The organism is Fontimonas thermophila (assembly GCF_900113085.1).
GTDB lineage: Bacteria > Pseudomonadota > Gammaproteobacteria > Nevskiales > Nevskiaceae > Solimonas > Solimonas thermophila.
The window spans coordinates 1-22,746 of the sequence record NZ_FOOC01000015.1 but is presented as its reverse complement, the minus strand read 5'-3'; the positions used below and the strand labels follow the sequence as shown (position 1 = coordinate 22,746).

General features: G+C 64.6%; 17 protein-coding genes. 9 read left to right on the top strand and 8 right to left on the bottom strand.

Annotation, left to right across the window (positions count from 1 at the left end; genetic code table 11):
- Positions 1-19 precede the first annotated feature (19 nt).
- Both BMZ48_RS11610 and xth read right to left on the bottom strand, forming a co-directional pair.
- Complete coding sequence (locus BMZ48_RS11610; protein ID WP_091535438.1) at positions 20-1,060, bottom strand: hypothetical protein; 1,041 nt, start codon at positions 1,058-1,060, stop codon at positions 20-22.
- A 72-nt stretch (positions 1,061-1,132) separates the two neighbouring features.
- On the bottom strand, positions 1,133-1,912 hold the full coding sequence (gene xth, locus BMZ48_RS11605) for an exodeoxyribonuclease III (RefSeq protein WP_091535507.1): 780 nt from the start codon (positions 1,910-1,912) through the stop codon (positions 1,133-1,135).
- A 269-nt stretch (positions 1,913-2,181) separates the two neighbouring features.
- Between xth and BMZ48_RS11600 the strand changes: the two genes are divergently transcribed.
- From BMZ48_RS11600 to BMZ48_RS11590, 3 genes are all read left to right on the top strand, one after another.
- Positions 2,182-4,104 carry a PrkA family serine protein kinase gene (locus BMZ48_RS11600; RefSeq protein WP_091535435.1) on the top strand — a complete coding sequence of 641 codons (1,923 nt, stop codon included), beginning with the start codon at positions 2,182-2,184 and terminating at the stop codon, positions 4,102-4,104.
- Positions 4,105-4,205: 101 nt separating this feature from the next.
- Positions 4,206-5,435, top strand: a complete 1,230-nt coding sequence (locus tag BMZ48_RS11595; protein ID WP_091535433.1) for a YeaH/YhbH family protein — start codon at positions 4,206-4,208, stop codon at positions 5,433-5,435.
- Positions 5,436-5,485: 50 nt separating this feature from the next.
- Positions 5,486-7,024, top strand: a complete 1,539-nt coding sequence (locus tag BMZ48_RS11590; RefSeq protein WP_091535506.1) for a SpoVR family protein — start codon at positions 5,486-5,488, stop codon at positions 7,022-7,024.
- A 49-nt stretch (positions 7,025-7,073) separates the two neighbouring features.
- Here the strand turns inward: BMZ48_RS11590 and BMZ48_RS11585 are convergent, their stop codons facing one another.
- From BMZ48_RS11585 to BMZ48_RS11575, 3 genes are all read right to left on the bottom strand, one after another.
- Positions 7,074-9,170: a M3 family metallopeptidase gene (locus tag BMZ48_RS11585; protein ID WP_091535429.1), complete on the bottom strand. Its 2,097-nt coding sequence runs from the start codon at positions 9,168-9,170 to the stop codon at positions 7,074-7,076.
- Between the two features lie 114 nt (positions 9,171-9,284).
- Positions 9,285-10,235, bottom strand: a complete 951-nt coding sequence (locus BMZ48_RS11580) for a GIDE domain-containing protein (RefSeq protein ID WP_091535427.1) — start codon at positions 10,233-10,235, stop codon at positions 9,285-9,287.
- Positions 10,236-10,241: 6 nt separating this feature from the next.
- Positions 10,242-10,814 (bottom strand): LemA family protein, encoded by a 573-nt coding sequence (locus tag BMZ48_RS11575; RefSeq protein ID WP_091535426.1) that lies wholly within the window; start codon positions 10,812-10,814, stop codon positions 10,242-10,244.
- A gap of 104 nt (positions 10,815-10,918) precedes the next feature.
- Here BMZ48_RS11575 and BMZ48_RS11570 point away from each other — a divergent pair, with 104 nt between their 5' ends.
- The 5 genes from BMZ48_RS11570 to gpmA all read left to right on the top strand — a co-directional run bounded on the left by BMZ48_RS11570 (position 10,919) and on the right by gpmA (position 16,234).
- Positions 10,919-11,929 carry an alpha/beta hydrolase gene (locus BMZ48_RS11570; protein WP_091535422.1) on the top strand — a complete coding sequence of 337 codons (1,011 nt, stop codon included), beginning with the start codon at positions 10,919-10,921 and terminating at the stop codon, positions 11,927-11,929.
- Positions 11,926-12,474: a gamma carbonic anhydrase family protein gene (locus tag BMZ48_RS11565; protein WP_091535418.1), complete on the top strand. Its 549-nt coding sequence runs from the start codon at positions 11,926-11,928 to the stop codon at positions 12,472-12,474. The genes BMZ48_RS11570 and BMZ48_RS11565 overlap by 4 nt, the downstream gene beginning before the upstream one ends.
- Positions 12,471-13,388 (top strand): hydroxymethylglutaryl-CoA lyase, encoded by a 918-nt coding sequence (locus tag BMZ48_RS11560; RefSeq protein WP_200769615.1) that lies wholly within the window; start codon positions 12,471-12,473, stop codon positions 13,386-13,388. Before BMZ48_RS11565 ends, BMZ48_RS11560 begins: the two co-directional genes overlap by 4 nt.
- Positions 13,389-13,479: 91 nt before the next feature.
- Positions 13,480-15,426: an acetoacetate--CoA ligase gene (locus tag BMZ48_RS11555; RefSeq protein WP_091535416.1), complete on the top strand. Its 1,947-nt coding sequence runs from the start codon at positions 13,480-13,482 to the stop codon at positions 15,424-15,426.
- A gap of 58 nt (positions 15,427-15,484) precedes the next feature.
- Positions 15,485-16,234 (top strand): 2,3-diphosphoglycerate-dependent phosphoglycerate mutase, encoded by a 750-nt coding sequence (gpmA, locus tag BMZ48_RS11550; protein WP_091535503.1) that lies wholly within the window; start codon positions 15,485-15,487, stop codon positions 16,232-16,234.
- Between the two features lie 56 nt (positions 16,235-16,290).
- Here the strand turns inward: gpmA and BMZ48_RS11545 are convergent, their stop codons facing one another.
- The 3 genes from BMZ48_RS11545 to BMZ48_RS11535 all read right to left on the bottom strand — a co-directional run bounded on the left by BMZ48_RS11545 (position 16,291) and on the right by BMZ48_RS11535 (position 19,317).
- Positions 16,291-18,405, bottom strand: coding sequence for a TonB-dependent receptor (locus BMZ48_RS11545; RefSeq protein WP_091535402.1), 2,115 nt, complete (start codon positions 18,403-18,405; stop codon positions 16,291-16,293).
- A gap of 67 nt (positions 18,406-18,472) precedes the next feature.
- Positions 18,473-18,742: a hypothetical protein gene (locus BMZ48_RS11540; protein WP_234981629.1), complete on the bottom strand. Its 270-nt coding sequence runs from the start codon at positions 18,740-18,742 to the stop codon at positions 18,473-18,475.
- Between the two features lie 50 nt (positions 18,743-18,792).
- Positions 18,793-19,317 carry a hypothetical protein gene (locus tag BMZ48_RS11535; protein ID WP_091535387.1) on the bottom strand — a complete coding sequence of 175 codons (525 nt, stop codon included), beginning with the start codon at positions 19,315-19,317 and terminating at the stop codon, positions 18,793-18,795.
- 73 nt (positions 19,318-19,390) lie between these two features.
- Between BMZ48_RS11535 and BMZ48_RS11530 the strand changes: the two genes are divergently transcribed.
- Positions 19,391-22,651: a penicillin acylase family protein gene (locus tag BMZ48_RS11530; RefSeq protein WP_159431168.1), complete on the top strand. Its 3,261-nt coding sequence runs from the start codon at positions 19,391-19,393 to the stop codon at positions 22,649-22,651.
- Positions 22,652-22,746 lie beyond the last annotated feature (95 nt).

Genomic DNA, 22,746 nt, shown 5'->3' with positions numbered 1-22,746 from the left:
GTCGGCGCCCGGGTGCGGGTCAACGTGTTGCGCGTGATCTGCGCCGCATCGCCCGGGATGCGCCGCGCCGACGCGCCCGATGCATGAGTCTTTGCGGCCGGCGCGCACGCTCGGGCTGTCGCACGCTCAGGATCTTGCGTAGGGCCTGGGCGCCGATGGCGACCGGCCGCAGGCGCAGTGCATCGAGCCGGTTCTCACGGACGAGGCAATCGATGCGCACGAGATGGGCGTGGATTTGTTCGACATATGGGTTGCGTCCGCCGAAATGGGCATCGAGGTAGCGGTGTACGCTCTGGAAATAGCCGTCGAGCCGCTCCTGCCACAGCTTGCGGTTGAAGTCGACCGTTTTCGCCAGCAAGTCCTCGGGTGAGCGGTACACCGCATCGTGGCCGTCGCCGGCGAGTCCGCACAGCGCGAACTCGCGGAACAGGAAGTCGCGGCATTTTTCCAGGTAACAGCGATCGGCGGTCTGTGCCAGGACGTCGGCAGTGCCGAGCATGAAGCCAAGCCGCCGGTCTTTGGGATGGCGCACCTGGATCTGGTCGAGCGCGATCTCGTACCCGGTGAAATGCACGATTCGCCGTGCAAGCTCGGCATCGGCCGCAAGCCCGACCGTCGGCAGGAAATGGGCCAGGAAATCGCCGCTGCGGCGCACGTGGGTGAGCGTGTATTCGGCGCCGTTGCGGGCCTTGTCGTCGCTGCGGCGGATGTAACCGGCATCGTGGAACAGCGCGACGATCACGCCGAGCACGGCACGGCGTGCGCCCAGGCGTTCGCGCGCGGGCACGCTGCGCTCATAGCCGTCGAGCAGCCGGACCATCGCCAGCGTGCAGTCCAGACTGTGCTGGGCATCGTGATACCAGGTGTCGCACCCGAGATAGCCCGGCAAGGTGCCGGTGTACAGACGGCCGAAGGTCTCAAAAGCGCACCTGACCGGCTGCAAGTCGGCATCCGGATATAGTGCGCCGAGCAGATCGCAGACCGCATTGCAGACAGTGCGCGGGTCACAGATGCAGACCGTGTTGGTGACGTCGTAGTGGTTGCGTCTGCGTGCGCTCATGATCAGCCTGCGCGAAGACGGGATAGGCCAATGTTAAATCGGCGCAGGATGGGTTGAACAGTGAACGGCTGCTCAGGCGGTTGCCGGCGAATCGAGTTCCACGATCAGCGGTGCGTGGTCGGAGGGGCGCTCGTGTTTGCGCAGTGCAACATCGATACGGCAGGACCGGCAGCGCGCCGCGAGCGCCGGCGACAGCAGGATGTGGTCGATCCGCAGGCCCATGTTGCGGCGGAAAGCGCCCTGCCGGTAATCCCACCAGGTAAAACTCTTGGGTGGCTGCTCGAACAGGCGGAAGCTGTCCTTGAGCCCTAAGTCAAACAAGGCGCGCAGCCCGGATCGTTCGGGTTCCGAGCAAAGGATCTGGCCTTCCCAGAGCTGGGGGTCGTGTGTGTCCTCTGGCGCCGGGGCGATGTTGAAGTCGCCGGTCACCGCAAGCAGCGGGTGGCGCTGCAATTCTTCGGCGAGATAGGCCCGCAGGGCGTCGAGGAAGCGCAGTTTGTGGGCGTATTTGTCACTGCCGACGGCCTGACCGTTGACGACATAGACATTGATGATGCGAATGCCGGCGATGGTCGCGGCGATGACGCGTTTCTGCTCGCATGCGAAACCGGGTATGTCCCGCACGACGTCTTCCGGCGGCTGCCGTGCCAGCAAGGCCACGCCGTTGTAGGTCTTTTGCCCATTGTGCACCGCATGGTAACCGGCGTCCCGCAATTCAGCGTACGGAAAGTCGGCATCGACGAGCTTGGTTTCCTGCAAGCCCAGGATATCGACGGGTTGGGTTTTCAGCCAGTCCAGCAGCTGCGGCAGGCGTACGCGCAAGGAGTTGACGTTCCAGGTGGCGATTTTCATCACAAGGCGGCGGTGCAGGCAGGAATTCGCAGCATACACCGCCGTGTCCGCGAGGACGGCGCGGCGCCGTTGGTCAGGTGATTGCGCAAAGTCGTCCTGCCGACGCGAACCACGGGCGTGCGGCATGGTCTTCTGGCATGGAGGATGCAGGGTGCTGCGTGGCGCCTGTATCGGATGCGCGCTGCGCAGGCAGATGCAGAGCCCGCGGATGCGGCGTAACCTGATGGCTACGCGCGAGATCCGGAATCGTCATCGAGCGGAGGTCGCTGATGAGTATCGTGGAGAGTTTCCGTAGCCACTACCTGAAGGCGCGCGAGGAGGAGATGTCGCTGATCGACTATCTCCAGCTATGCCAGCGCGATCCGATGGCCTATGCGACGCCTGCCGAGCGCATGCTCGCCGCCATCGGTGAACCCGAGATCATCGATACGCGCAACGATCCGCGGCTATCGCGCATCTTCTCCAACCGTATCATCCGGCGGTATCCGGCGTTCCGCGAGTTCTACGGCATGGAGGACGTGATCGCGCAGATCGTCGCGTACTTCAAGCATGCCGCCCAGGGGCTGGAGGAGCGCAAGCAGATTCTCTATCTGCTCGGGCCGGTCGGTGGTGGTAAATCGTCGATCGCCGAGCGGCTGAAAAGCCTGATGGAGGTGTATCCGATCTACGCGCTCAAGGGCTCGCCGATCAATGAATCCCCGCTGGGTCTGTTCTCACCCGAGCGCGATGGGCCCATTCTCGAGAAAGAATACGGCATTCCGCGCCGGTATCTGACCGGGATCGCCTCGCCGTGGGCAATCAAGCGTCTCGCCGAATTCGACGGCGACATCACGCGCTTCAAGGTCGTGCGCATCCAGCCGTCGGTGCTCAAGCAGATCGCCATCACCAAGACCGAACCCGGCGACGAGAACAATCAGGACATCTCGTCGCTGGTCGGCAAGGTGGACATCCGCAAACTCGAAACCTATGCCCAGGACGATCCGGATGCCTACAGCTACTCCGGCGGTCTGTGCCTGGCGAATCAGGGTCTGCTCGAGTTCGTCGAGATGTTCAAGGCGCCGATCAAGATGCTGCATCCGCTGCTCACGGCGACGCAGGAGGGCAATTACAAAGGCACGGAAGGATTCTCGGCGATTCCTTTCAACGGCATCATCCTGGCGCACTCCAACGAGAGCGAGTGGCAGAGCTTCCGCAACAACAAGCACAACGAAGCCTTCCTCGACCGTGTCTATATCGTCAAGGTGCCGTACTGCCTGCAGGTCTCCGAGGAGGTGAAGATCTACCAAAAGCTTCTGCGCAACAGCTCGCTGGCGAACGCACCGTGCGCCCCGGGCACGCTCGAAATGATGGCGCAGTGGTCGGTGCTCACCCGGCTCAAGGAGCCGGAGAATTCGAGCATCTATTCGAAAATGCGGGTGTACGACGGCGAGAACCTCAAAGACACCGACCCCGCCGCCAAATCCATACAGGAATACCGCGACTACGCCGGTGTCGACGAGGGCATGGACGGCATGTCCACGCGTTTTGCCTACAAGGTGTTGTCGGCGACCTTCAACTACGACCAGACCGAGGTGGCGGCCAATCCCGTGCACCTGATGTACGTGCTCGAGCAACGCATCCTGCGCGAGCATCTGCCGGAGGACAAGAAGCGTCGCTATCTCGAATTCATCAAGGCCTGGCTCGCGCCACGCTACGCCGAATTCATCGGCAAGGAAATCCAGACCGCTTATCTCGAGTCCTACAGCGAGTATGGCCAGAACATCTTCGACCGCTACGTGACCTTCGCCGACTACTGGATCCAGGACGAAGACTACCGCGATCCAGAGACGGGAGAGTGCTTCGACCGCAACGCCCTCAACGCCGAGCTGGAGAAGATCGAAAAACCGGCCGGCATCGCCAACCCCAAGGACTTCCGCAACGAGATCGTCAATTTCGTGCTGCGCGCCCGTGCCCAGTCCGGCGGCAAGAACCCGCACTGGACCAGCTACGAAAAGCTGCGCGAAGTCATCGAAAAGAAGATGTTCTCGTCCACGGAGGAGCTGCTGCCGGTGATCTCGTTCAACGCCAAGGCCTCGGCCGAGGATCAGAAAAAGCACGAGAACTTCGTCAGCCGCATGGTCGCCAAGGGTTATACGGAAAAGCAGGTGCGTCTGCTCTCCGAGTGGTACCTGCGCGTCCGCAAGAGTTCGTGACGACCCATGCGTACTGCACGGCCGCAGGCATGGCACCGTCCCAATGCACCGGCTTTGCAAGCGCGCTCGCCCATCAATCCTGATGACGGCCGACCAAACCCATGAGCATCATCATCGACCGCAGGCTCAACGACCGGAACAAGAACGCGGTCAACCGTCAGCGCTTTCTGCGTCGATACAAGGCGCAGATCCAGCGCGCGGTCGATCAGATGGTGTCGAAGCGTTCGATCACCGACATGGAGCGTGGCGGCACCGTCAATATCCCGATCAAGGACATTTCCGAGCCGAGTTTCCGTCACGGCAAGGGTGGTGATCGCGAGATCGTGCACGCCGGCAACCACAGCTTCTCGCCCGGCGATCGCATTCCGAGGCCACCGCCAGAGCGCGGTACAGCAGGCGGGCAGGGCGAGGGCGATGCGCAGGACGATTTCGTCTTCAGCCTGTCGCGCGAAGAATTCATGAATCTGTTTTTCGACGACCTGGAGTTGCCGCGGCTCGTGCGCAATGTCCTGGGCGACGTGCGCGAGTACAAATGGCGGCGTGCCGGTTATACGCCGAGCGGCGTGCCGGCGAATTTGTCCATTTTGCGCTCGCTGCGCAATGCGACTGCTAGGCGGATCGCGCTGCGCGGCGCACTCCAGCGCGAGCTTTGCGAGGTCGAGGCGGCATTGCAGAGGGCGCCGACGCCCGAGCTGCTGCGACGGGCGGAGCGTCTGCGCGCCCGGATTCGCCATCTACCGTTTCTCGATGAGGTCGATCTGCGGTTCCGCCACCGCGTGCGCGAGCCGCAACCGGTCGCGCGCGCGGCGATGTTCTGTCTGATGGACGTCTCGGCGTCGATGACCGAGGAAAAAAAAGATCTGGCCAAACGCTTTTTTGCACTGCTCTATCTGTTCCTGAGCCGCAAGTACGAGCGTGTCGATCTGATTTTCATCCGCCATACGGACAACGCGCAGGAGGTGGACGAGCAGACTTTCTTCTATGGCACGCAAAGCGGCGGTACGGTCGTGCTGTCCGCGCTCAAGCTGATGGACGAGATTATCGCGTCACGTTACGACGCCTCGACCTGGAATCTCTACGGCGCACAGGTTTCCGATGGTGATGCCTTTGGTGCCGATCCCGAGAAGAGCCGGGCTTTTCTCGAGGAGAAGCTGTTGCCGCGACTGCGCTATTTCGCCTACGTCGAAGTTCCCGACGAGCCCGGACGTACCGGTTCGCTGGCGCATACCTACGGCCGTATCGAGGATGAACGTTTCGCGATGAGAAGCGTGAGTGCGCGCAACGGCATATATCCGGTGCTGCGCGAACTGTTCGCGCGGGAGGCAGCGTGATTTCTGCAACGGTGGATGAGCGGAAAACCGCTGCGGGCCAGGCGACCGATGTGGCCCAGACGGCCGGTGCAGCCGGTGCCGTGGCTGCGGCGCGGCCGCTGTCCACCGGCGCCGAGTGGACTTTCGATCTGATCGATGCCTATGACCGCGCGATCCGCGAGATTGCCGTCGGCGAATTCGGCCTCGACTGCTATCCGAACCAGATCGAGATCATCGCCTCCGAGCAGATGCTCGACGCCTATGCCTCGCTGGGTCTGCCGATCGGTTACTCCCACTGGAGCTTTGGCAAGGAATTCATCCGCAACGAGCATCTCTACCGCAAGGGGCACCAGGGCCTGGCCTATGAGATCGTCATCAACTCCAACCCCTGCATCGCCTATCTGATGGAGGAGAACACGATGGCGATGCAGGCCCTGGTGATCGCACATGCCTGCTACGGCCACAACTCTTTTTTCAAGGGCAATTATCTGTTCCGTCAGTGGACCGACGCCGAGGCGATCATCGATTACATGGTGTTCGCCAAAAAATACGTCGCGCAGTGCGAGGAGCGGTATGGCCTCGAGGCAGTGGAGGAAGTACTCGATTCCTGTCATGCGCTGATGAGTCATGGCGTCGATCGCTATCACCATCCGGCCCCGCTGTCGGTCGAGGAGGAACGCAGACGGCAGATCGAACGCGAAAGGCACGCATGGAAACAGTTCGATGAGATCTGGCGCACGCTGCCGGCAAAATCGCGCGGACGCGAGCGCAAGGGGATGCGTGCCGAGCCCTCATTTCCGGCCGAGCCGCAGGAAAACCTGCTGTATTTCATCGAGAAACATTCGCCGTGCCTCGAGCCCTGGCAAGCCGAGATCGTGCGCATCGTGCGCAAGATGGCGCAGTACTTCTATCCGCAGGGCCAGACCAAGGTGATGAACGAAGGCTGGGCCACGTTCTGGCATTACACCATCCTCAATCGCCTGTTCGACAAAGGTCTCGTCGACAGCGGCTTCATGCTCGAGGTGCTTGCCGCGCACACCAACGTCATCGCCCAGCGTGGCTACGATCAGCGCGGTTATGCAGGCATCAATCCATATGCGCTCGGTTATGCGATGTTCACCGAGTTGCGCCGCATCTGCGAGACGCCGAGCGAGGAAGACCGTCACTGGTTCCCGGACATCGCCGGATGCCGTAACTGGCGCAAGGTGCTGGATTTTGCGATGCGCAACTACAAGGACGAGTCTTTCATCGCCCAGTACCTGAGTCCGCGGCTGATGCGCGAATTCCGGTTGTTCGCGATCGCGGATCACGAAGGCGAAGACAGCCTCTTCGTCGACGTGATCCACAATGATCAGGGTTACCGGCGCCTGCGCCGGCTGCTGGCGGCGCAGTACAACCGCGACTACCAGATTCCCGACGTGCAGATCGTGCGCTACGAGCGCCGCGGGGATCGTTCACTGACGCTGCGCCACCGTCGTCATCGCGGCCGGCCGCTCGACGAGGCCGCCGAGCAGGTGCTCAAGCACGTGCACCGCCTCTGGGGTTTTACGGTGCGTCTTGTCACCGTCGACGAAAACGACAAGCAAGTCGGCATGCTCGAGGTGAAATAGATTCGCAGAATCCCCCTTCTTGGCACTGTGCCGGTATAAGCGCGTGACGTCACAGGCGCGCGTCGTGGCCGCTGGCCGGCACGCGGATTGGCGGTGGCGGGTCGTCGAGCAGCCCGCTGTGGCGCAGTAGCGGCTCGACGCTCGGTTTGCGGCCGCGGAATTCGATGAACAATTCCATCGCTTCCTTGGAACCGCCTTGGGCGAGCACGGTGTCGCGGAAGCGGATGCCGGTTTCCGGCGCAAAGCCCGCTTCCTCGAAGGCCGCGAAGGCATCGGCGGAGAGCACTTCCGCCCATTTGTAGCTGTAATAACCCGCCGCGTAGCCGCCGGCGAAGATGTGCGAGAAGCTCCACGGCATGCGGTTGAATGCCGGCGGTTTGATCACCGCCACTTCGTTGCGTACCGCATCGATCGTCTCCAGCAGGCGCGCTCCCCGGGCCGGGTCATAGTCGCGATGCAGACGCAGATCGAACAGGCCGAATTCGAGCTGGCGCACCGTCGCCAGGCCCGACTGGAACGTGCGGGAGGCGCGCAATTTTTCGATCAGCTCGTCCGGCAGCGGTTCACCGGTCTGCCAATGGCGCGCGAAACTGCGCAGCGTCGTCGGGTCATAGGCCCAGTTTTCCATGAACTGACTCGGCAGCTCGACGGCATCCCAGGCCACTCCGCGGATGCCGGAGACCGAGGCCTCATCGACCCGTGTCATCAGGTGGTGCAGGCCGTGCCCGAACTCGTGGAATAGCGTCAGCACTTCCTCGTGTGTCAGCAGCGCCGGCTGGCCGGGCAGCGGAGGCGTGAAATTACAGACGAGATAGGCAGACGGGTTTTGCACGCGCTCGCCGATCCGGCGGCGGCCGATGCATTCGTCCATCCAGGCGCCGCTGCGCTTTTCGGGACGCGCATACGGGTCGAGATAAAACAGGCCGAATTCGGCGCCCTGGCTGTCCTTGAGTGCCCAGGTGCTGACGTCGGGATGCCATACCGCGATTCCGGGTGCCGGTTCAATGCGAATGCCGTAGAGCCGTTCGACAAGGCCGAACATGCCGCGCAGCACCGCCGGCAGCGGGAAGTACGGCCGCAGGGTTTCCTCGTTGAGACCGAGCTGCCGTTCCTTGAGCTTTTCGGAGTAATAGGCGATGTCCCAGGGCTGCAGGTCGGCCAGACCGTCGGTCTGTGCGGCGAAGCGTCGCAGCTCCTCGAGTTCGGCGACGGCGCGCGGTTTGGCGCGCTGCGCCAGTTCGCAGAGAAATTCTTCGACTTGCGCGGTCGATTCGGCCATCTTCGTGGCCAGCGACAGCTCGGCATAGTTGGCAAAGCCGAGCAGCCGTGCGAGTTCGTGGCGCAGGGCCAGAATCTCTTCGATCAGCGGACCGTTGTCGTACTGCCCGGCATGGGGGCCCTGATCGGAAGCGCGCGTGGCATAGGCGGTGTAGATCTCCCGGCGCAGCTCGCGGTCGTCGGCATAGGTGATGACCGCATCGTAGCTGGGGAAATCCAGCGTCAGCAGCCAGCCGCCCAGGTTCTTGGCGGCGGCTTTCTCGCGCGCGGCCTGCTTGGCGGAGTCGCTCATACCGGCGAGCAGCGCCTCGTCCTCGACGTGCTTGCTCCACGCCTGGATCGCATCCATCAGGTTCTCTTCGAATTTGGTCTGCAGCTCGGACAGCCGCAGCGACAATGCCTTGTAACGCGCTTTTTCCGCTTCCGGCAGGCCGATGCCGGAGAGGCGGAAATCGCGCAACGCATCGCTGACGACTTTGCGCCGCGCCGCGCTGAAGGTGCCAAAGTCCGGGCTTTCGGCGATCGCCTTATAGGCTTGGTACAGCGGCTCGGATTGCGACAGCTCGATGCTGTAGGCGGTGAGCTTGGGCAGACAGGCGTTGTAGGCCTTGCGCCATTGTGCAGTGCTGCACACGCTGAACAAGTGGGCCACCGGCCCCCAGACTCGCTGCAACCGGTCGTTGAGTTCCTCGAGTGGTTCGATCAGGTTTTCCCAGCTCGGTGTGCGCCCGGGCTGCAGGAGCTGATCCAGGGCATCGCGGTTTTGCGCGAGCACCTGATCCAGCGCAGGCTCCGCGTGCTCCGGGCGGATGCGGTCGAAGGGGGGCAGGGGGGTGCTGATGGGGTCCGCGAGCAGGGGGTTGTCCATGGCCGGCTACGGAGGCAAACGGGGGGCATATCCTGGGGATCGGGCCGGCCGATTTCCAGTGAGTATTTTCTAAGCACCTGATTGACGGACGCTTTGGGCGTTTCACCCGGCTCGCTATGGCCACCCCCGCGCAAGCACGGCAAAAATACTGCAAGTCCAAGAAATAATTGAAAAAACAAACAGAATCGCAAAGCCGGCGCGGTACCGCCGGGCGAGCGCTGCCTGGGTCAGGGTGGAGAGCAGGTAGGGGCGGCGGTCCGGTGGGCGGCAGAGGACGTGCAGATCGGGATCCAGCGCGCGCTGCAGTCGTTCGGCGCGCACTTCCTCAAGCGCGGCGCGCCGCGCCTGTTCCCACTCCTGCGCATCGATGTACCCATTGCCATCGGCGTCGAAGCGGGCGAGCAGCGTGTTGCGATCGCGCTTGTACTGCTGGAGCCGTTCGATGAGTGCGGAGGTTTCGTCGAGCGATTCATAAGTGGATGGGGTGTGGAACCAGCCCAGCGCGTACACCGGGTCGCCGACCTGCAGCAACTCCTCGTGATAGCGATAGTCGCCGAATTGCAGCCACGACGGTCCGTCCGGCCTGCGTCCGGGCCGCGGTGTCGGGCCGCGCCAGGTTCGCCTGACGCTGGGATGCACGCGGGCGCCGTGCGGATCGACGATGCATTCGCCGGTGGCGTCGGTCAGCAGGAACAACTCATCGGAGACGCCGGATGCAATGGTCCGCCAGCGCGTCGTACGCCGTCCGTACCACGTGTGTGTCTGTCGTTGTTCGATGCGGTAGCGCCACCAGCAGCAAGGCTCGCCAGAAAGCGGCGAGCGGATCTGCGGTCCGGGCAGCCAGCGGGCATCGCCCTCGAGTTCGACATAGCCTTGCGCGGCCGAGCGGATGCGGGAAGTCGGCGTGTTTTCGATCAGGCGCGCCCTGTGCAAGGCGGCAAAGGCGGTGATAAAGCTCGCGATCGCGGCGATGAGCCCGAGGGTGGTCCACAGCCAGAACGTTCCAGGGCTGGTCGCGGCGAGATCCTGCGCGAGCAGCGCCAGGACGTCGGTGTTCGCGCTCACGCGGGATCAGTTGCGGAACAGCTCGCGCACATCCACGTCTTTTTTTTCTTCTTCGCTGAACACGAGCAGCTCCGCCGGGCCGAAACCGAACAGCCGGGCGACGATCACGTCCGGAAACTGTTCGATGCGCATGTTGTTGAGATTGACTGCCTCGTTATAGAACTCGCGACGGTCGGCGATCGCGTTTTCCAATCCGGTGATGCGGCCGAGTAGCTGCTGGATCGACGCGTTCGCCTTGAGATCCGGATAAGCCTCGACCGTGGCGATGATGTTGCCCAGGCCCAGGCGCATCGCGCTCTCGGCCTGGCCGACGCCCTTGACGTCTCCTTTCTCGCGCGCGGCATTGGCCGCGGCGCGCGCCGCCATGATTTTCTCCAGCGCCTTGCGCTCGAACTGCATGTACTGCTTGCAGGTTTCCACCAATTTGGGCAACTCGTCGTGGCGCTGCTTGAGCAGCACGTCGATATTGCTCCAGGCTTTGGCGACGCCGTGCTTGAGCGCGACCAGCCCGTTGTAGAGCAGGATGACGTAGACGCCCAGCGCTGCGGCGATTGCCAGCCAGATGAATGTCGTGATCATGGTGACCAGCCCCCACCGGTCATCTTTTAGAGAAGACGAAAGAAGCATGCGGCAATTCGGTTGCGCGCGCTACCATTATGCCGTCCATGGGATGATCCAACACGATGATTTCACGCCGACTTGCCGTATTTGCAGTGTTCGCCGCAGCGGTCCTGGGAGGCTGCGCTACGCCGCAGATGCTCAACCGTTTCTCGGCCGACACCGGGTACCGGCTGACGCCCGGTTTGTTGTACGACCGCACCCTCAATCTGGCCCTGGACGTCTATCAGCCCGAGCAGGCCAGTGGCGCGCCGGTCGTCGTGTTTTTCCACGGCGGGCGTTGGAGTGAGGGCGACAAGAACCAGTACAAGTTCGTCGGTCAGGCGCTGGCTTCGCGCGGCTTTGTCGCAGTGATTCCGGATTTCCGCCAATACCCCGCGGTGCGGTTTCCGGCGTTCGTCGAGGATGCCGCACGGGCGGTGCGTTGGGCGCGTAATGCCGCACGTGCCTACGGTGGCGATCCCGCGCAGTTGTTCGTCATGGGCCATTCCTCCGGCGCGCACATCGCTGCGCTGCTCGCGCTCAACGAAGACTATCTCAAGGCCGTTGGCGGTAGCCGCACCTGGCTGCGCGGCATGATCGGCCTCGCCGGCGCCTATGACTTCATGCCGATCACCGCGCCGGATCTGCGCGACATCTTCGGCCCGGTGGAGAAGTTCGCACTGTCCCAGCCGATCTACTATGTCGATGGCCAGAATCCTCCGCTGCTGCTGATCCATGGCCGTGACGACAAGGTGGTGCCGGTGAAGAACACCGAGAATCTCGCGCGTGCGGTGGCCAAGGCCGGCGGTCCGGTGGAGACAGTGATCTACGAGTCGCTGTCGCACGCGATGGTCATCGGTTCGCTGGCGTCTTATCTGCGTGGCCGCGCCGATGTCCTCGACAACATCGAGGATTTCATCCAGCGCACGGTCAAGACGCCGCAGGCCGTCCGGCGCCCGGTCGAGATTCAGGCGACGCCGCTGATCATCGAAGACACCCGCGATCTGCGCACGCAGGAACTGCCGCCGTCACCGGCCGGACCGATCGAGGATTCTGGTGCCGATCCAGCGCGGCCGGTCCCGGTTGCGCCATGATCCGGCCATATCGCGGACGGCGCCCGCGTCTGAGCACCGGTGTCTGGATCGACCCCTCGGCGCAAGTCGTCGGCGATGTCGAACTCGGTGCGGATGCTTCGGTATGGCCGCTCGTTGCAATCCGCGGCGACGTCAACGCCGTGCGCATCGGGGCACGTACGAACGTGCAGGATCTGAGCGTGCTGCATGTGACGCATGATGGTCCTTATTCGCCTGGCGGCGTGCCGCTGGTGATCGGCGATGACGTCACCATCGGCCATCATGTCGTGCTGCATGCCTGTACGATCGGCAGCCGTGTGCTGGTCGGCATGGGTGCGATTGTCATGGATCGGGTGGTGATCGAGGATGACGTGCTCGTCGCCGCCGGTAGCGTCGTGCCGCCAGGCAAGCATCTGCACTCGGGATGGCTCTACCGCGGCGCGCCAGCACAGCCCGCGCGCGCGTTGACTGCCGCCGAGCGCGAGCAGTTGCTGTACTCGGCACGGCACTATGTGCGTCTGAAAAATCAGTATCTCGAAGACGCACGCGACGGGGCGGTGTCGTGACCGGCGCGACAACGACGGCGGCCGTGCGCATCGTCGAGGTCGGGCCGCGCGATGGGCTGCAAAACGAGAAACAGCCCGTGCCCGCGGCCACCAAGATCGAGCTGATCGAGCGGCTGGCGGCATGCGGTCTGCCCGTCGTCGAGGCAACCAGCTTCGTGTCGCCGAAGTGGGTGCCGCAGATGGCCGATGCCGCCGAGGTGCTCGCCGGCCTGCGCCGTCGGGCCGGCGTGGCGTATCCGGTGCTGGTCCCCAATCTGCAGGGTCTGGAACGCGCCCGCGCCGCCGGCGCCGAGGTGATCGCCGTGTTCATCGCCGCGAGCGATGCCTTCAACCGCCGGAACATCAATGCAACGACCGACGAAGCGCTACAGCGGCTCACTCCGGTCGTCGCCGAGGCAATCCGTGCCGGGCTCAAGGTCCGCGCCTATGTCTCAACCGTGCTGGGTTGTCCCTACCAGGGCGCGGTTGCGCCCGCCGAGGTCGTGCGCCTGGTGCGCGCGCTGGCCGATCTCGGTTGTTATGAAATTTCACTGGGCGACACCATCGGCGTCGGCACGCCAGGCCGTGCACGCGCGCTGTTCCGCGCCTGCGCCGATGCGGTCGGGACAGCCCGTCTGGCACTGCATTTTCACGACACCTATGGACAGGCGCTCGCCAACGTTTACGCCTGTCTGGAAGAAGGCGCGCGCGTGGTCGATGCCAGTGTCGCCGGTCTCGGCGGTTGTCCCTATGCCCAGGGGGCATCGGGGAATCTCGCGACCGAAGATCTCGTTTACATGCTGCATGGACTGGGGATCGATACCGGTGTCGATCTCGACCGTCTCGTCGAGACCGGACGCTGGATCAGTGCCGTGCTCGGCCGTGCGCCGGCGAGCCGGCTCGGCCGGATCGAGCGGCGCGTGACCTGTGTGTAAGCCCGCCCGGTGCGCCAAAGCCTCTTGCCACTGCCGCTCGGGCAGGCCGATTCTTGCGTGCACTGTGTGCTGAAGCAAAACCGGTGCCTCGATGAAAACGGATTCCCGACCTCTTTGGACGCCCCCGGCCGAGCGTATCGCATCGTCCGCGCTGACGCGGTTTGCGCGCCCGCTCGGATTCTCGCCGCCGGACTACGAAGCCCTGTGGCGCTGGTCGATCGACCAGCCCGAGCGCTTCTGGCGTGCGGTTTGGGAATTCTGCGCGCTGCGTGCGGCAAGTCCGCCGCGGGCGATTCTCGAAGACGCCCAGTGCATGCCCGGCGCCCGCTGGTTTCCCGGATCGACCCTGAATTTTGCCGAGCATCTGCTGCGACACGCCGGGTCGGCGCCGGCGGTGATCGCCATCGATGAACGCGGCCGCCGTCGCGAACTCAGCCGCGATGATCTGCGCGGGCGTGTGGCCGAAGTCGCCGCGGCGCTGGCATCGGACGGTGTCGGCGTCGGCGATCGTGTCGCCGGTTTTTTGCCGAATACGCTCGAGGCCGTCATCGCGATGCTGGCGACGACGAGCCTGGGCGCCGTGTGGTCGTCCTGTTCTCCGGACTTCGGCGAATCCGGCGTACTCGAACGCTTTGGCCAGATCGAACCCAAGGTTTTGTTCGCCTGCGACGGCTATACCTACGCTGGCAAACCGGTCGATACGCGCACGCGCGTGGCCCGGATCGCCGCTGGATTACCGGGCCTCAAGCGCCTGGTGCTCGTGCCGTTTCTCGACGAGGTGCCGGATTCATCGATGCTGCCCGCTGCGGTGTCGATGCCGGATTACCGCGTGCGCGGTGCATCGCTGCGTTTTGCGCCAGTGCCTTTCGATGCGCCGCTGTACATTCTTTACTCCTCGGGCACGACCGGCAAACCCAAATGCATCGTCCACGGTGTCGGCGGCACGCTGCTGCAGCACCTCAAGGAACTGGTCTTGCAGTCCGACGTCGCGCCGGGCGACCGCCTGTTCTTTTTCACGACCTGCGGCTGGATGATGTGGAACTGGCTGGTGTCCGGGCTCGCTGCCGGTGCGACCGTGGTGCTCTACGATGGCTCGCCGTTTCACCCCGGTCCCGAGGCTTTGTGGCGGCTCGCCGAACGCGAGCGCCTGAACCAGTTCGGCACCAGCCCGAAATACCTCTCCGCGCTCGAGAAATCCGGCTATGAGCCGATGCGGATGCACGATCTCGGTTCCTTGCGCACAGTGTTCTCCACCGGCTCGCCGCTGATGCCCGAGCAGTTCGATTACGCGTACCGCGCGGTCAAGGCCGATGTGCAGCTCGCGTCGATCTCCGGGGGCACCGACATCATCTCCTGCTTTGCACTCGGCAACCCATGGACGCCGGTTTACCGCGGCGAGCTCCAGGGGCCTGGCCTGGGCATGGCGGTGGAGGTCTTCGACGATGCCGGCCGGCCGCGGCGCGGCGCTCCGGGCGAGCTGGTATGCACACGGCCGTTTCCATCGATGCCGATCGGCTTTTGGAACGATCCCGACGGCAGTCGCTACCGCGCCGCCTATTTCGCCCGCTTCCCAGGCGTCTGGCATCACGGTGACTTTGCCGAAATCACGGCGCATGGCGGTTTCATCATCAGCGGGCGCTCGGATGCGACGCTCAATCCCGGCGGCGTGCGCATCGGCACCGCCGAGATTTACCGCATCGTCGATGCACAACCGGAAGTGTTGGAATCGGTGGTCGTCGGTTACCGCCACGATGGTGACGAAGACGTGATCCTGTTTGTGCGGCTGCGCGAGGGGTGCGTGCTCGACGATGCGCTCGTGCGCCGCATCAAGGAGGCGATCCGCAGCGCCCTGACTCCCCGCCACGTGCCGGCCCGGATCCTCGCGTGCCCCGAGGTTCCGCGCACGATCAGCGGTAAAATCACCGAGCTTGCGGTGCGCAGCCTGCTGCATGGCGAACCGGTGAAAAATACCGAGGCCTTGGCCAATCCGCAGGCGCTCGATTATTTCCGCTCGCTGGCTGCCGATTGGCGACGCTAGACGGTAGTCCCGCGATGCTCGACAGACGATGACCATCACACGCACAGGGAGCGATGCCATGCGCAAGCTCGTATTACTCCGCCACGGCCAGAGCCAGTGGAATCTCGAAAACCGCTTCACCGGCTGGGTCGACGTGGATCTCACCGAACAGGGGCGTCAGGAGGCCATCAAGGCCGGCGAGCTGATGCGCGAGGAAGGCTTGCTGTTCGACGTCGCCCACACTTCCGTCCTGCGCCGGGCGATCCGAACCCTCTACACCGCACTCGACGTGATGGACCAGATGTGGCTGCCGGTGCACAAGACCTGGCGGCTCAACGAGCGGCACTATGGTGCCTTGCAGGGGCTGGACAAGGCCGAGACCACGGCCAAGCACGGCGAGGCGCAGGTGAAGATCTGGCGCCGCTCTTACGACATCCCGCCGCCGCCACTGGGCGACAACGACGGCGGCCATCCGAAGTACGACCGCCGCTACGCCAAGCTCGATCTGAACGTTCTGCCGGCGACCGAATCGCTCAAGACCACACTCGACCGCGTCCTGCCGTACTGGCACGACGTGATCGCGCCGCAGCTCAAGGCGGGCCAGACCGTGCTGATCACCGCGCACGGCAATTCGCTGCGCGCGCTCTACAAATATCTCAATAACGTATCCGACAAGGACATCATCGATCTCAACATCCCGACCGGCATTCCGTTGCTGTTCGAGCTGCGCGAGGATTTGAGCGTGAAGTCCCACCGTTATCTCGGCGATGCCGAGGCCGCGCGCAAGGCCGCCGAGGCGGTGGCCAACCAGGCCAAGGCGCGCACCTGACGCGAACCGGCTTGCATACAGAATTGGGTGCATCGCTGCCTCGACGGCAGGCGTTTTCAGAAGACGTAGCGCAATCCGGCGTACAGCGAACGGCCTGGTGCCGGAACGTCGTCTTTCGTGAACGAGGTGTGCCGGCGAATCTCCGCATCGGTCAGATTCGTGCCACGCAGGTAGAGCTCGGCGCGGTCGCCGTGGTCGGCAGCGCCGAAGATGCGCACGGACAGATCGGCGTTGACCAGATCGTAGCCTGCCGTGGGCGTTTCCAGTGCGGCGACACGATCCTGTTTGTCCACGCGCACGTAGCGCAGTCCGGCGCGGATGCGCCCGCTCTGGCCTTCGAGGGCAAGGCCGTGACGGCGCGGCGTGATCCGCGGCAGGTTGCCGCCGCTTTCGAACGTGCCGCGCACGGCATCGGTGAAGGCATTGACGGTGAGCATGAGCGGGCCGTCGCGCAGCAGGGCATAGCCCACTTCCAGCTCGTAGCCCCACAGCCTCGCGTCGGCCTGCCGATAATCGACGAGCAGGAACTCGCCTTGGGGATCGAACAGCCCCTCCTCGTCGACGAAGTCGGCCATGCCATCCGCATTCCCGGTGCCGCTGCCATCGGCGTTGAGGCCGGCGTCGACCTCGGCGAGATAGATGTAGTCGCGGGCGCGGTTGTAGAAGAAGCTGGCATCGAGCGTCCAGCGACCGTCGTGGTAGTCGAATCCCAGTTCGATGTTATCGAAGCGTTCTTTTCCAAGATCGATGTTGCCGCGCTCGTAGGTCGCCGTCGCCGCATGCGGGCCAAAGGCATACAGCTCCTCCTGCACCGGTGAACGTTCCGATTGCGTCAGATAGAGCTTGACATGACCCTGCGCGCCGACATCGATGACGGCACCGGCAGCGAGTGAAAGCGGCGTGAAGTCACGCGCCGGTGCGTCCTGCGGATCGTTCTGGTTACGTTCGATGCGCCCTCCGAACTCGATTCGGCCGAAGCGGACCGGTAGCTCCTCCACCACAAACAGCCCCGTCGAACGGCTGCGTACCGGCGGGACATAGGCCTCTTCGCCGAGCGCCTGGAAATCGCGGTCCTTGAACTGCACGCCGACGACACCGCGCAGGCCGGCGAGCGGCGTATGGACCGCTTCCAGGCGCCCTTGTACCTGCTCGTTGTCGAACACGGTACCGATCACGCCAGGCGCTTCGAACTCGGTGTGTGTGTAGTCGGCGTAGCCCAGACGCAGGCTCAACGATTCCAGACTGGCCAGCGGCTGGTCGAGCACGCCGCGTACGTCGTAGCGGTTCTGGGTGAGCTCGATGAATCCCTGCGGGGTTTCGGCATGATGACCGAACGGCAGACCGTAGCGGGTTTCGAAGCGGCTGTACGACAGCCCCAGGATGTCTCCGTCGTTCCCGACGAAGCTGTAGGAAAGGGCGCCGGAGCGTGCGCGCGCGAAGCTGTTGGGCAAGGTTCCGGTGGGGCCATCGCCGTCGGCGTGCTGGGCGCCGGGGATGTCGTAGTCGCTTGCCTCGCGCCAGCCGAAGTCGGCATGGAGCTGGTGCTCGCCGACCCCGTAATCGAACTCGCTGTGCGTGCGGCGGGCATCGCCGTTGCTGCCGTAGTCGGCTTCGAGCGTGGCATGGAAGCCCGGCGTCACCATATCGGGCAGGCGGTCGTCCTTGACGTTGATCGCGCCGCCGGAAGCCGCATTGCCGTAGAGCAGCGTCGAAGGACCCTTGAGCACCTCGATCTGGCGCGCATGGGCCGTGTCGAGCGCGACGGCGTGGTCGGGGCTCAAGTCGGACACATCCATCGTGGACAAGCCGTTGTCGAGGATCTCGACACGGGGTCCGGCAAGGCCGCGGATCACCGGCCGACCGGCGCCGGTGCCGAGATCGGTGCTGGATACGCCCGGTTCGAGCTCAAGCGTTTCGCCCAGCGTGGCGCGGCGCTTGGCGTCGAGTTCGTCGCCGGTGAGCACGCTCACCGGCTGCACCAGGTCATCGGCGGTGCGTCCCAGCGGGTTTGCGGTGACGATGATCGTCTCGAGCTGGGTCGGTGGCCCGGCAGGCGTGGCGCCGTCACTCTGTGCGGCTGCAGGCAGGGTCAGTGCCGCGCACAGCGCGGGCAGGGAAAAGGCAAACAGGCTCGGGCGCCGCAGGTGGGCGCCCCGAATGATCAGATGCATCGGAAATCCTCGTCAAATGCGCGCATCGCCCCCGGGCGATGCGCAGGTCGGTCGTGGTTCGGAAAGTTCAGACAGACCGGTCTGGAGGACCCCGGATGGGTTGGTGCACCGGCGCTGCGGTGCACGTGCGAGCGGGTGGCGCGGCCTCGGGTACGGCGCCGAGGGCAGGTGTCGGCGGCAGTGTTGGCGCCGCGCCGGGGAGTGCGCCGTGGTGACCCTGCGCGTGCAGGCAGATCGCGCAGTCGAGATCGAGGGCGAGAGCCGGATGGGCGGCGGCATGCGCAATCGCCAGCCACTGGCTCAAGACCAGCGCCAGGATGAACAGCGATTGTCGCAAGGCCGATCCACGCATCGACGGCATTGTAGCCAAGGAATGTGCTCGATTCGCTAGGCGATGCGCGGCCTGCCGGTGGGCCGGTCTGCGGCGTCGATCAGGCCGTGCCGCCGCAGCCATGTGCGCGCATCCTCGGCATCGTGCGCGAACCAGGCATCCGCACGGCCGAGCGCGAAATGGTATCCCCAGGCGTCCATGTCGGCGAACAGGCGCGCGCGTGAATAGCCGGGCAACCGCTCGGCGAGCAGGGCCTGCAGGTAGCAGACACCACGTTCTTCGAGCTCGTCGCTATGCGCGTCGGTGTGCAGTCTGGCGCGGCGGGTAGAGTCGGCGCAGATCCAGTGGCCGGCTTCGTGCAGGGCCGAGTGCACCGGCGTGTCCGCGCGCAGATAAAGGACATCGCCGATGAGGCCGGCTTCGCGTCCACCCCAGTAGCTGCCGGGGATGGGTGTACCCTCGGCGACGTGGGCGATGCGCAGGCCATAGCCGGCGAGCAAAGCCTCCAGTGCGCCGTTGGGCAGGGCGCAGACCGGCACGACGTTGGACGCATCGTCCAGGGCTTGGCCAGCGGTATCCATCTGCGGTGAAATGTCGAGCTGCGGAATAGGTGTGGGCCGCCGGACCTGCAGCCTCGTTTTGTCGGGGGAGACGATGGATCATTTTAGGTGGCAAGCGCGTATCGCTGTGTTAGGTCTTGTGGTGTTCCTGCACGCCTGCGGGAGCAGCGAACGGCCGATCGGGACCACCGCTGGCGGCAGCGGGGGCGGCAGCAGCGGTGGCGAAAGCATTTTCCTGAATGCCATTCCGCCGGGCAGCAATGGCAATTCCGCGGGCGGCGTCGGTGCGCCGCAGCAGGAGCCGACTGTCCCGCCGCCAAACTTCAACGACCAACTCGAGCTTTACGGCAATCTTGCCTACGCCCGATCCCCGCTCAAGGCGGCGCCGTGCACGCCGCCCAACAACCTCGACGAACACATCGAACAGTCGGATCTCGTCTGCAATTACTACAAGCACGAGGGTCTTGAGCCAGATGTCGTGGTCTCGACGCTGGAGTTGACCACGCCGGAAGGCAAGAGGGTGACGATCCGGCGCGATGGCTGGGGCGTGCCGTTTGTCGAAGGCGAGGATCGGGATGCGGCGCAGTTCGGTCTCGGCTATGCCTCGGCGCAGGACCGCCTCTGGTTGCACGACTTGCTGCGCCACATTGGCCGCGGCCGCTTCTCGGAGTATCTGGGCGGCTTTGCCGATACCTATGCGTTCGATGCCGATCTCGCCGTCGTCGCCGGTTATTCGGAGGAGGAGCTGACCGCGATGGTCGAGAGCGCGCGGGCCAAGTTCGGTCCGCTCGGCGAGCGCATTCTCCGCGATCTCGACATGATGGTCGCCGGCATCAATGCCTACATCGAGGATGTCGCCAACACCTCGGCGGTGCCGCCGGAGTATTCCAGCCTGGCGCTGCAGGTGCCGCCGGTCGATGGGCCGCGTTTTCCGCCGGCACCGTGGACACGCAATGACATCGTCGCCTCGGCGATTCTGATCCAGTCGATCTTCGCCGTCGGCGGCGGCGGAGAGCACGAGAACCTGCGCCTGCTGCAACATCTGGATCCGAGCATCGGACCGGGCACGACGAGCCTGCCGGAAGCCGCCTGCCGGCTGTGGCGCGATCTGCGCCACGCCGATGACCCGGATACGCCGCGCACGATCGAGCAGTCGTTTGCGACCCAGTCGCCGGCGCGCGTCAGCGAGGACTGCCCGCAGGCCTTGCCGCCCGGTACTGCGATCTGGGATGCCGGCAGCCTGCAGACGCGCGTGGTGTTCCGCGTCAACGGCAGTGGTTTACCTGGCGCCGGTAATCCCGGCGGCCTGCCCCAGGGCTTGCCGGGCTTGCCCGCGCTCGCCCGCACCGGGCTGCCGCAGATTGTCGGCTGGGGGCTTGCTCCACGGCGCGGTCTGGCTGCCCCGACGGCGGGGTCGCGGGTTGCGCTGCGCGCTGCGGCGCCGCGCGTGCTGCGTGCTTCGCTCGATCCCTTCGAGGGCGCACGTCTGGCCTTGGCGCGCGCCGGCCTGCCGTTGCCGCGGCGCATGTCCAATTTCATCGCAGTGACGGCCGAGCACACGCAGGACGGCCATCCGATCGCGGTGATGGGCCCCCAGGCGGCGTATTTTCTGCCGCAGCTGCTGTGGGAGGTTGCGGTCAAGTCCAATGGTGGCACCGATCTCGATTTTGCCGGCCGCGGCGTGGTCTTCGGCGATCTGCCCTATATCAACATCGGCCGCGGGATCGACTACGCGTTCTCCGCCACGTCCGGGGGTTCGGATCTGATCGACATTCGCGTCTCGCGGATGTGCAACCTCGATGGTTCACCGGCCTCGCGCGAGGATGGGGACGGCGATGGTTTCCCCGACGCCGACGGCTACCTCTTCGACGCTGGCGACGGGAACGGGCCGCAGTGCCGCCGGTTCTACCGGCGCACGGATACCTGGACCGCGTACCCCACGGTTGCCAGCGGCGCTTCCGGCGGCAGCCCGCTGCCGGAACAGGTCGAGCGCTTCATCCTGCGTACCCACTACGGCCCGGTGTTCGCGACCGCGACCGTGGCGGGGGCGCCGGTGGCCCTGTCGATCCAGCGCTCGACCTTCTTCGGCGAGCTGGAAACCGCACCGCCGTTCGCGTTGGCGACGACTCCCACGGTCAAGGATGCCCGGAGCTTTCAGCAGCTCTTCAACAGCGTCACCGGCACGTTCAACTGGCTGTATGTCGACAAGCGCGATGTCGGCTACATCCACAGCGGCCTGTATCCGATCCGCCATCCGCAGGCGCATCCCGAGCTGCCGGTGTGGGGCGATGGCCGCTTCGAATGGCGTTCGATGCAGAACCTGCCGCCGGGCTTCTTCGCAAGTTTTGGCGGCAATATGCCGTATCCGAATCTGGCGACGCCGATCGCGCAGGGCGACCCGATGAAGGGCTATTTCGAATGGCGGGATTATCTGCCGCTGTCCGCACACCCGCAGGTGATCAATCCACCAAGCGGCATGATCCAGAGCTGGAACAACTCCCCGGCGCGGGACTGGTGGGCGGCCGACAGCAACGGTTCTTTCGGCCCGATTCACCGCGCCGATCTATTGGTCAAGCGTCTGCAGGCGTTTGCCGCAACCGGCCGCAAGCATGACATCGCGACGATGACCGAAATCGCCGCCGATGCGGCCTTTGCCGATCTGCGCGCCCAGGAAGTCGTGCCCGAGCTGCTGGCCATCATGCGATTCGGTGAGCTCAACGCCGATCAGCAGGCCGTTGCCGATCTGCTGGAGGCCTGGCTCGCCGACGGCTCCCACGGCTGGATCGGGGCCGAGGGGCCCGGCGGCGTCAGGCTCGGCGGCTACCGCCGCGACCGCGACCACGACGGTGTTTATGACCACCGCGCCGCCGTCGTGCTGATGGACGCCTGGTATCCGGAGCTGCACCGGACGATTCTGCCCCAGGTGCGGCAGCTCGCCGATGCCGGCATTCCCGTTTTACAGGGCGAGTACGACGCACCGCGCCAGCAGGGCTCGGCCTTCCAGTTCGGTTGGTTTCAGATGCACAAGCGCGTGTTGCAGATGGCGCTCGGCCGACCGGGGCATACACCGTACCGCGCGCTCAAATGTGCGGGCAGTGATGATCCGCAGGCCTGCCGCGCGGCCGTGCTCGCGGCGCTCGACGCCGCGCTCCAAAAACTGGGGGGTCTGTCCAACCAGGCGAACTGGGATGGTTCGCAGTTACCCAACCAAGCGGGCAAGGACGGCGCAGTCGTCGAAGACTACGACGCCGTCGAGCACACGGCGATCAGCTTCTACAAGGTTGCACCGATCCACTGGACCAATCGGCCGACGTTCCAGCAGGTCGTGCAGGTCAAACAATCGCGGAACGAGTGATGCGCATCGGCATTGATCTGGGAGGGCGAGTCGGATTTTTCGTCGATTGCCGGTGGCAATCGACGCCGACGAGCGCTGCGCCACGGATGGCGCAG

Excerpts from the sequence above, each read along its gene's own strand:
- BMZ48_RS11535 (WP_091535387.1), bottom strand. The coding sequence starts at position 19,317 with ATGGATACCGCTGGCCAAGCCCTGGACGATGCGTCCAACGTCGTGCCG.
- BMZ48_RS11585 (WP_091535429.1), bottom strand. The coding sequence starts at position 9,170 with ATGGACAACCCCCTGCTCGCGGACCCCATCAGCACCCCCCTGCCCCCC.
- BMZ48_RS11565 (WP_091535418.1), top strand. The coding sequence starts at position 11,926 with ATGATCCGGCCATATCGCGGACGGCGCCCGCGTCTGAGCACCGGTGTC.
- BMZ48_RS11545 (WP_091535402.1), bottom strand. The coding sequence starts at position 18,405 with ATGCATCTGATCATTCGGGGCGCCCACCTGCGGCGCCCGAGCCTGTTT.
- BMZ48_RS11610 (WP_091535438.1), bottom strand. The coding sequence starts at position 1,060 with ATGAGCGCACGCAGACGCAACCACTACGACGTCACCAACACGGTCTGC.
- BMZ48_RS11575 (WP_091535426.1), bottom strand. The coding sequence starts at position 10,814 with ATGATCACGACATTCATCTGGCTGGCAATCGCCGCAGCGCTGGGCGTC.
- xth (WP_091535507.1), bottom strand. The coding sequence starts at position 1,912 with ATGAAAATCGCCACCTGGAACGTCAACTCCTTGCGCGTACGCCTGCCG.
- BMZ48_RS11555 (WP_091535416.1), top strand. The coding sequence starts at position 13,480 with ATGAAAACGGATTCCCGACCTCTTTGGACGCCCCCGGCCGAGCGTATC.
- BMZ48_RS11600 (WP_091535435.1), top strand. The coding sequence starts at position 2,182 with ATGAGTATCGTGGAGAGTTTCCGTAGCCACTACCTGAAGGCGCGCGAG.
- gpmA (WP_091535503.1), top strand. The coding sequence starts at position 15,485 with ATGCGCAAGCTCGTATTACTCCGCCACGGCCAGAGCCAGTGGAATCTC.
- BMZ48_RS11595 (WP_091535433.1), top strand. The coding sequence starts at position 4,206 with ATGAGCATCATCATCGACCGCAGGCTCAACGACCGGAACAAGAACGCG.
- BMZ48_RS11570 (WP_091535422.1), top strand. The coding sequence starts at position 10,919 with ATGATTTCACGCCGACTTGCCGTATTTGCAGTGTTCGCCGCAGCGGTC.
- BMZ48_RS11530 (WP_159431168.1), top strand. The coding sequence starts at position 19,391 with ATGGATCATTTTAGGTGGCAAGCGCGTATCGCTGTGTTAGGTCTTGTG.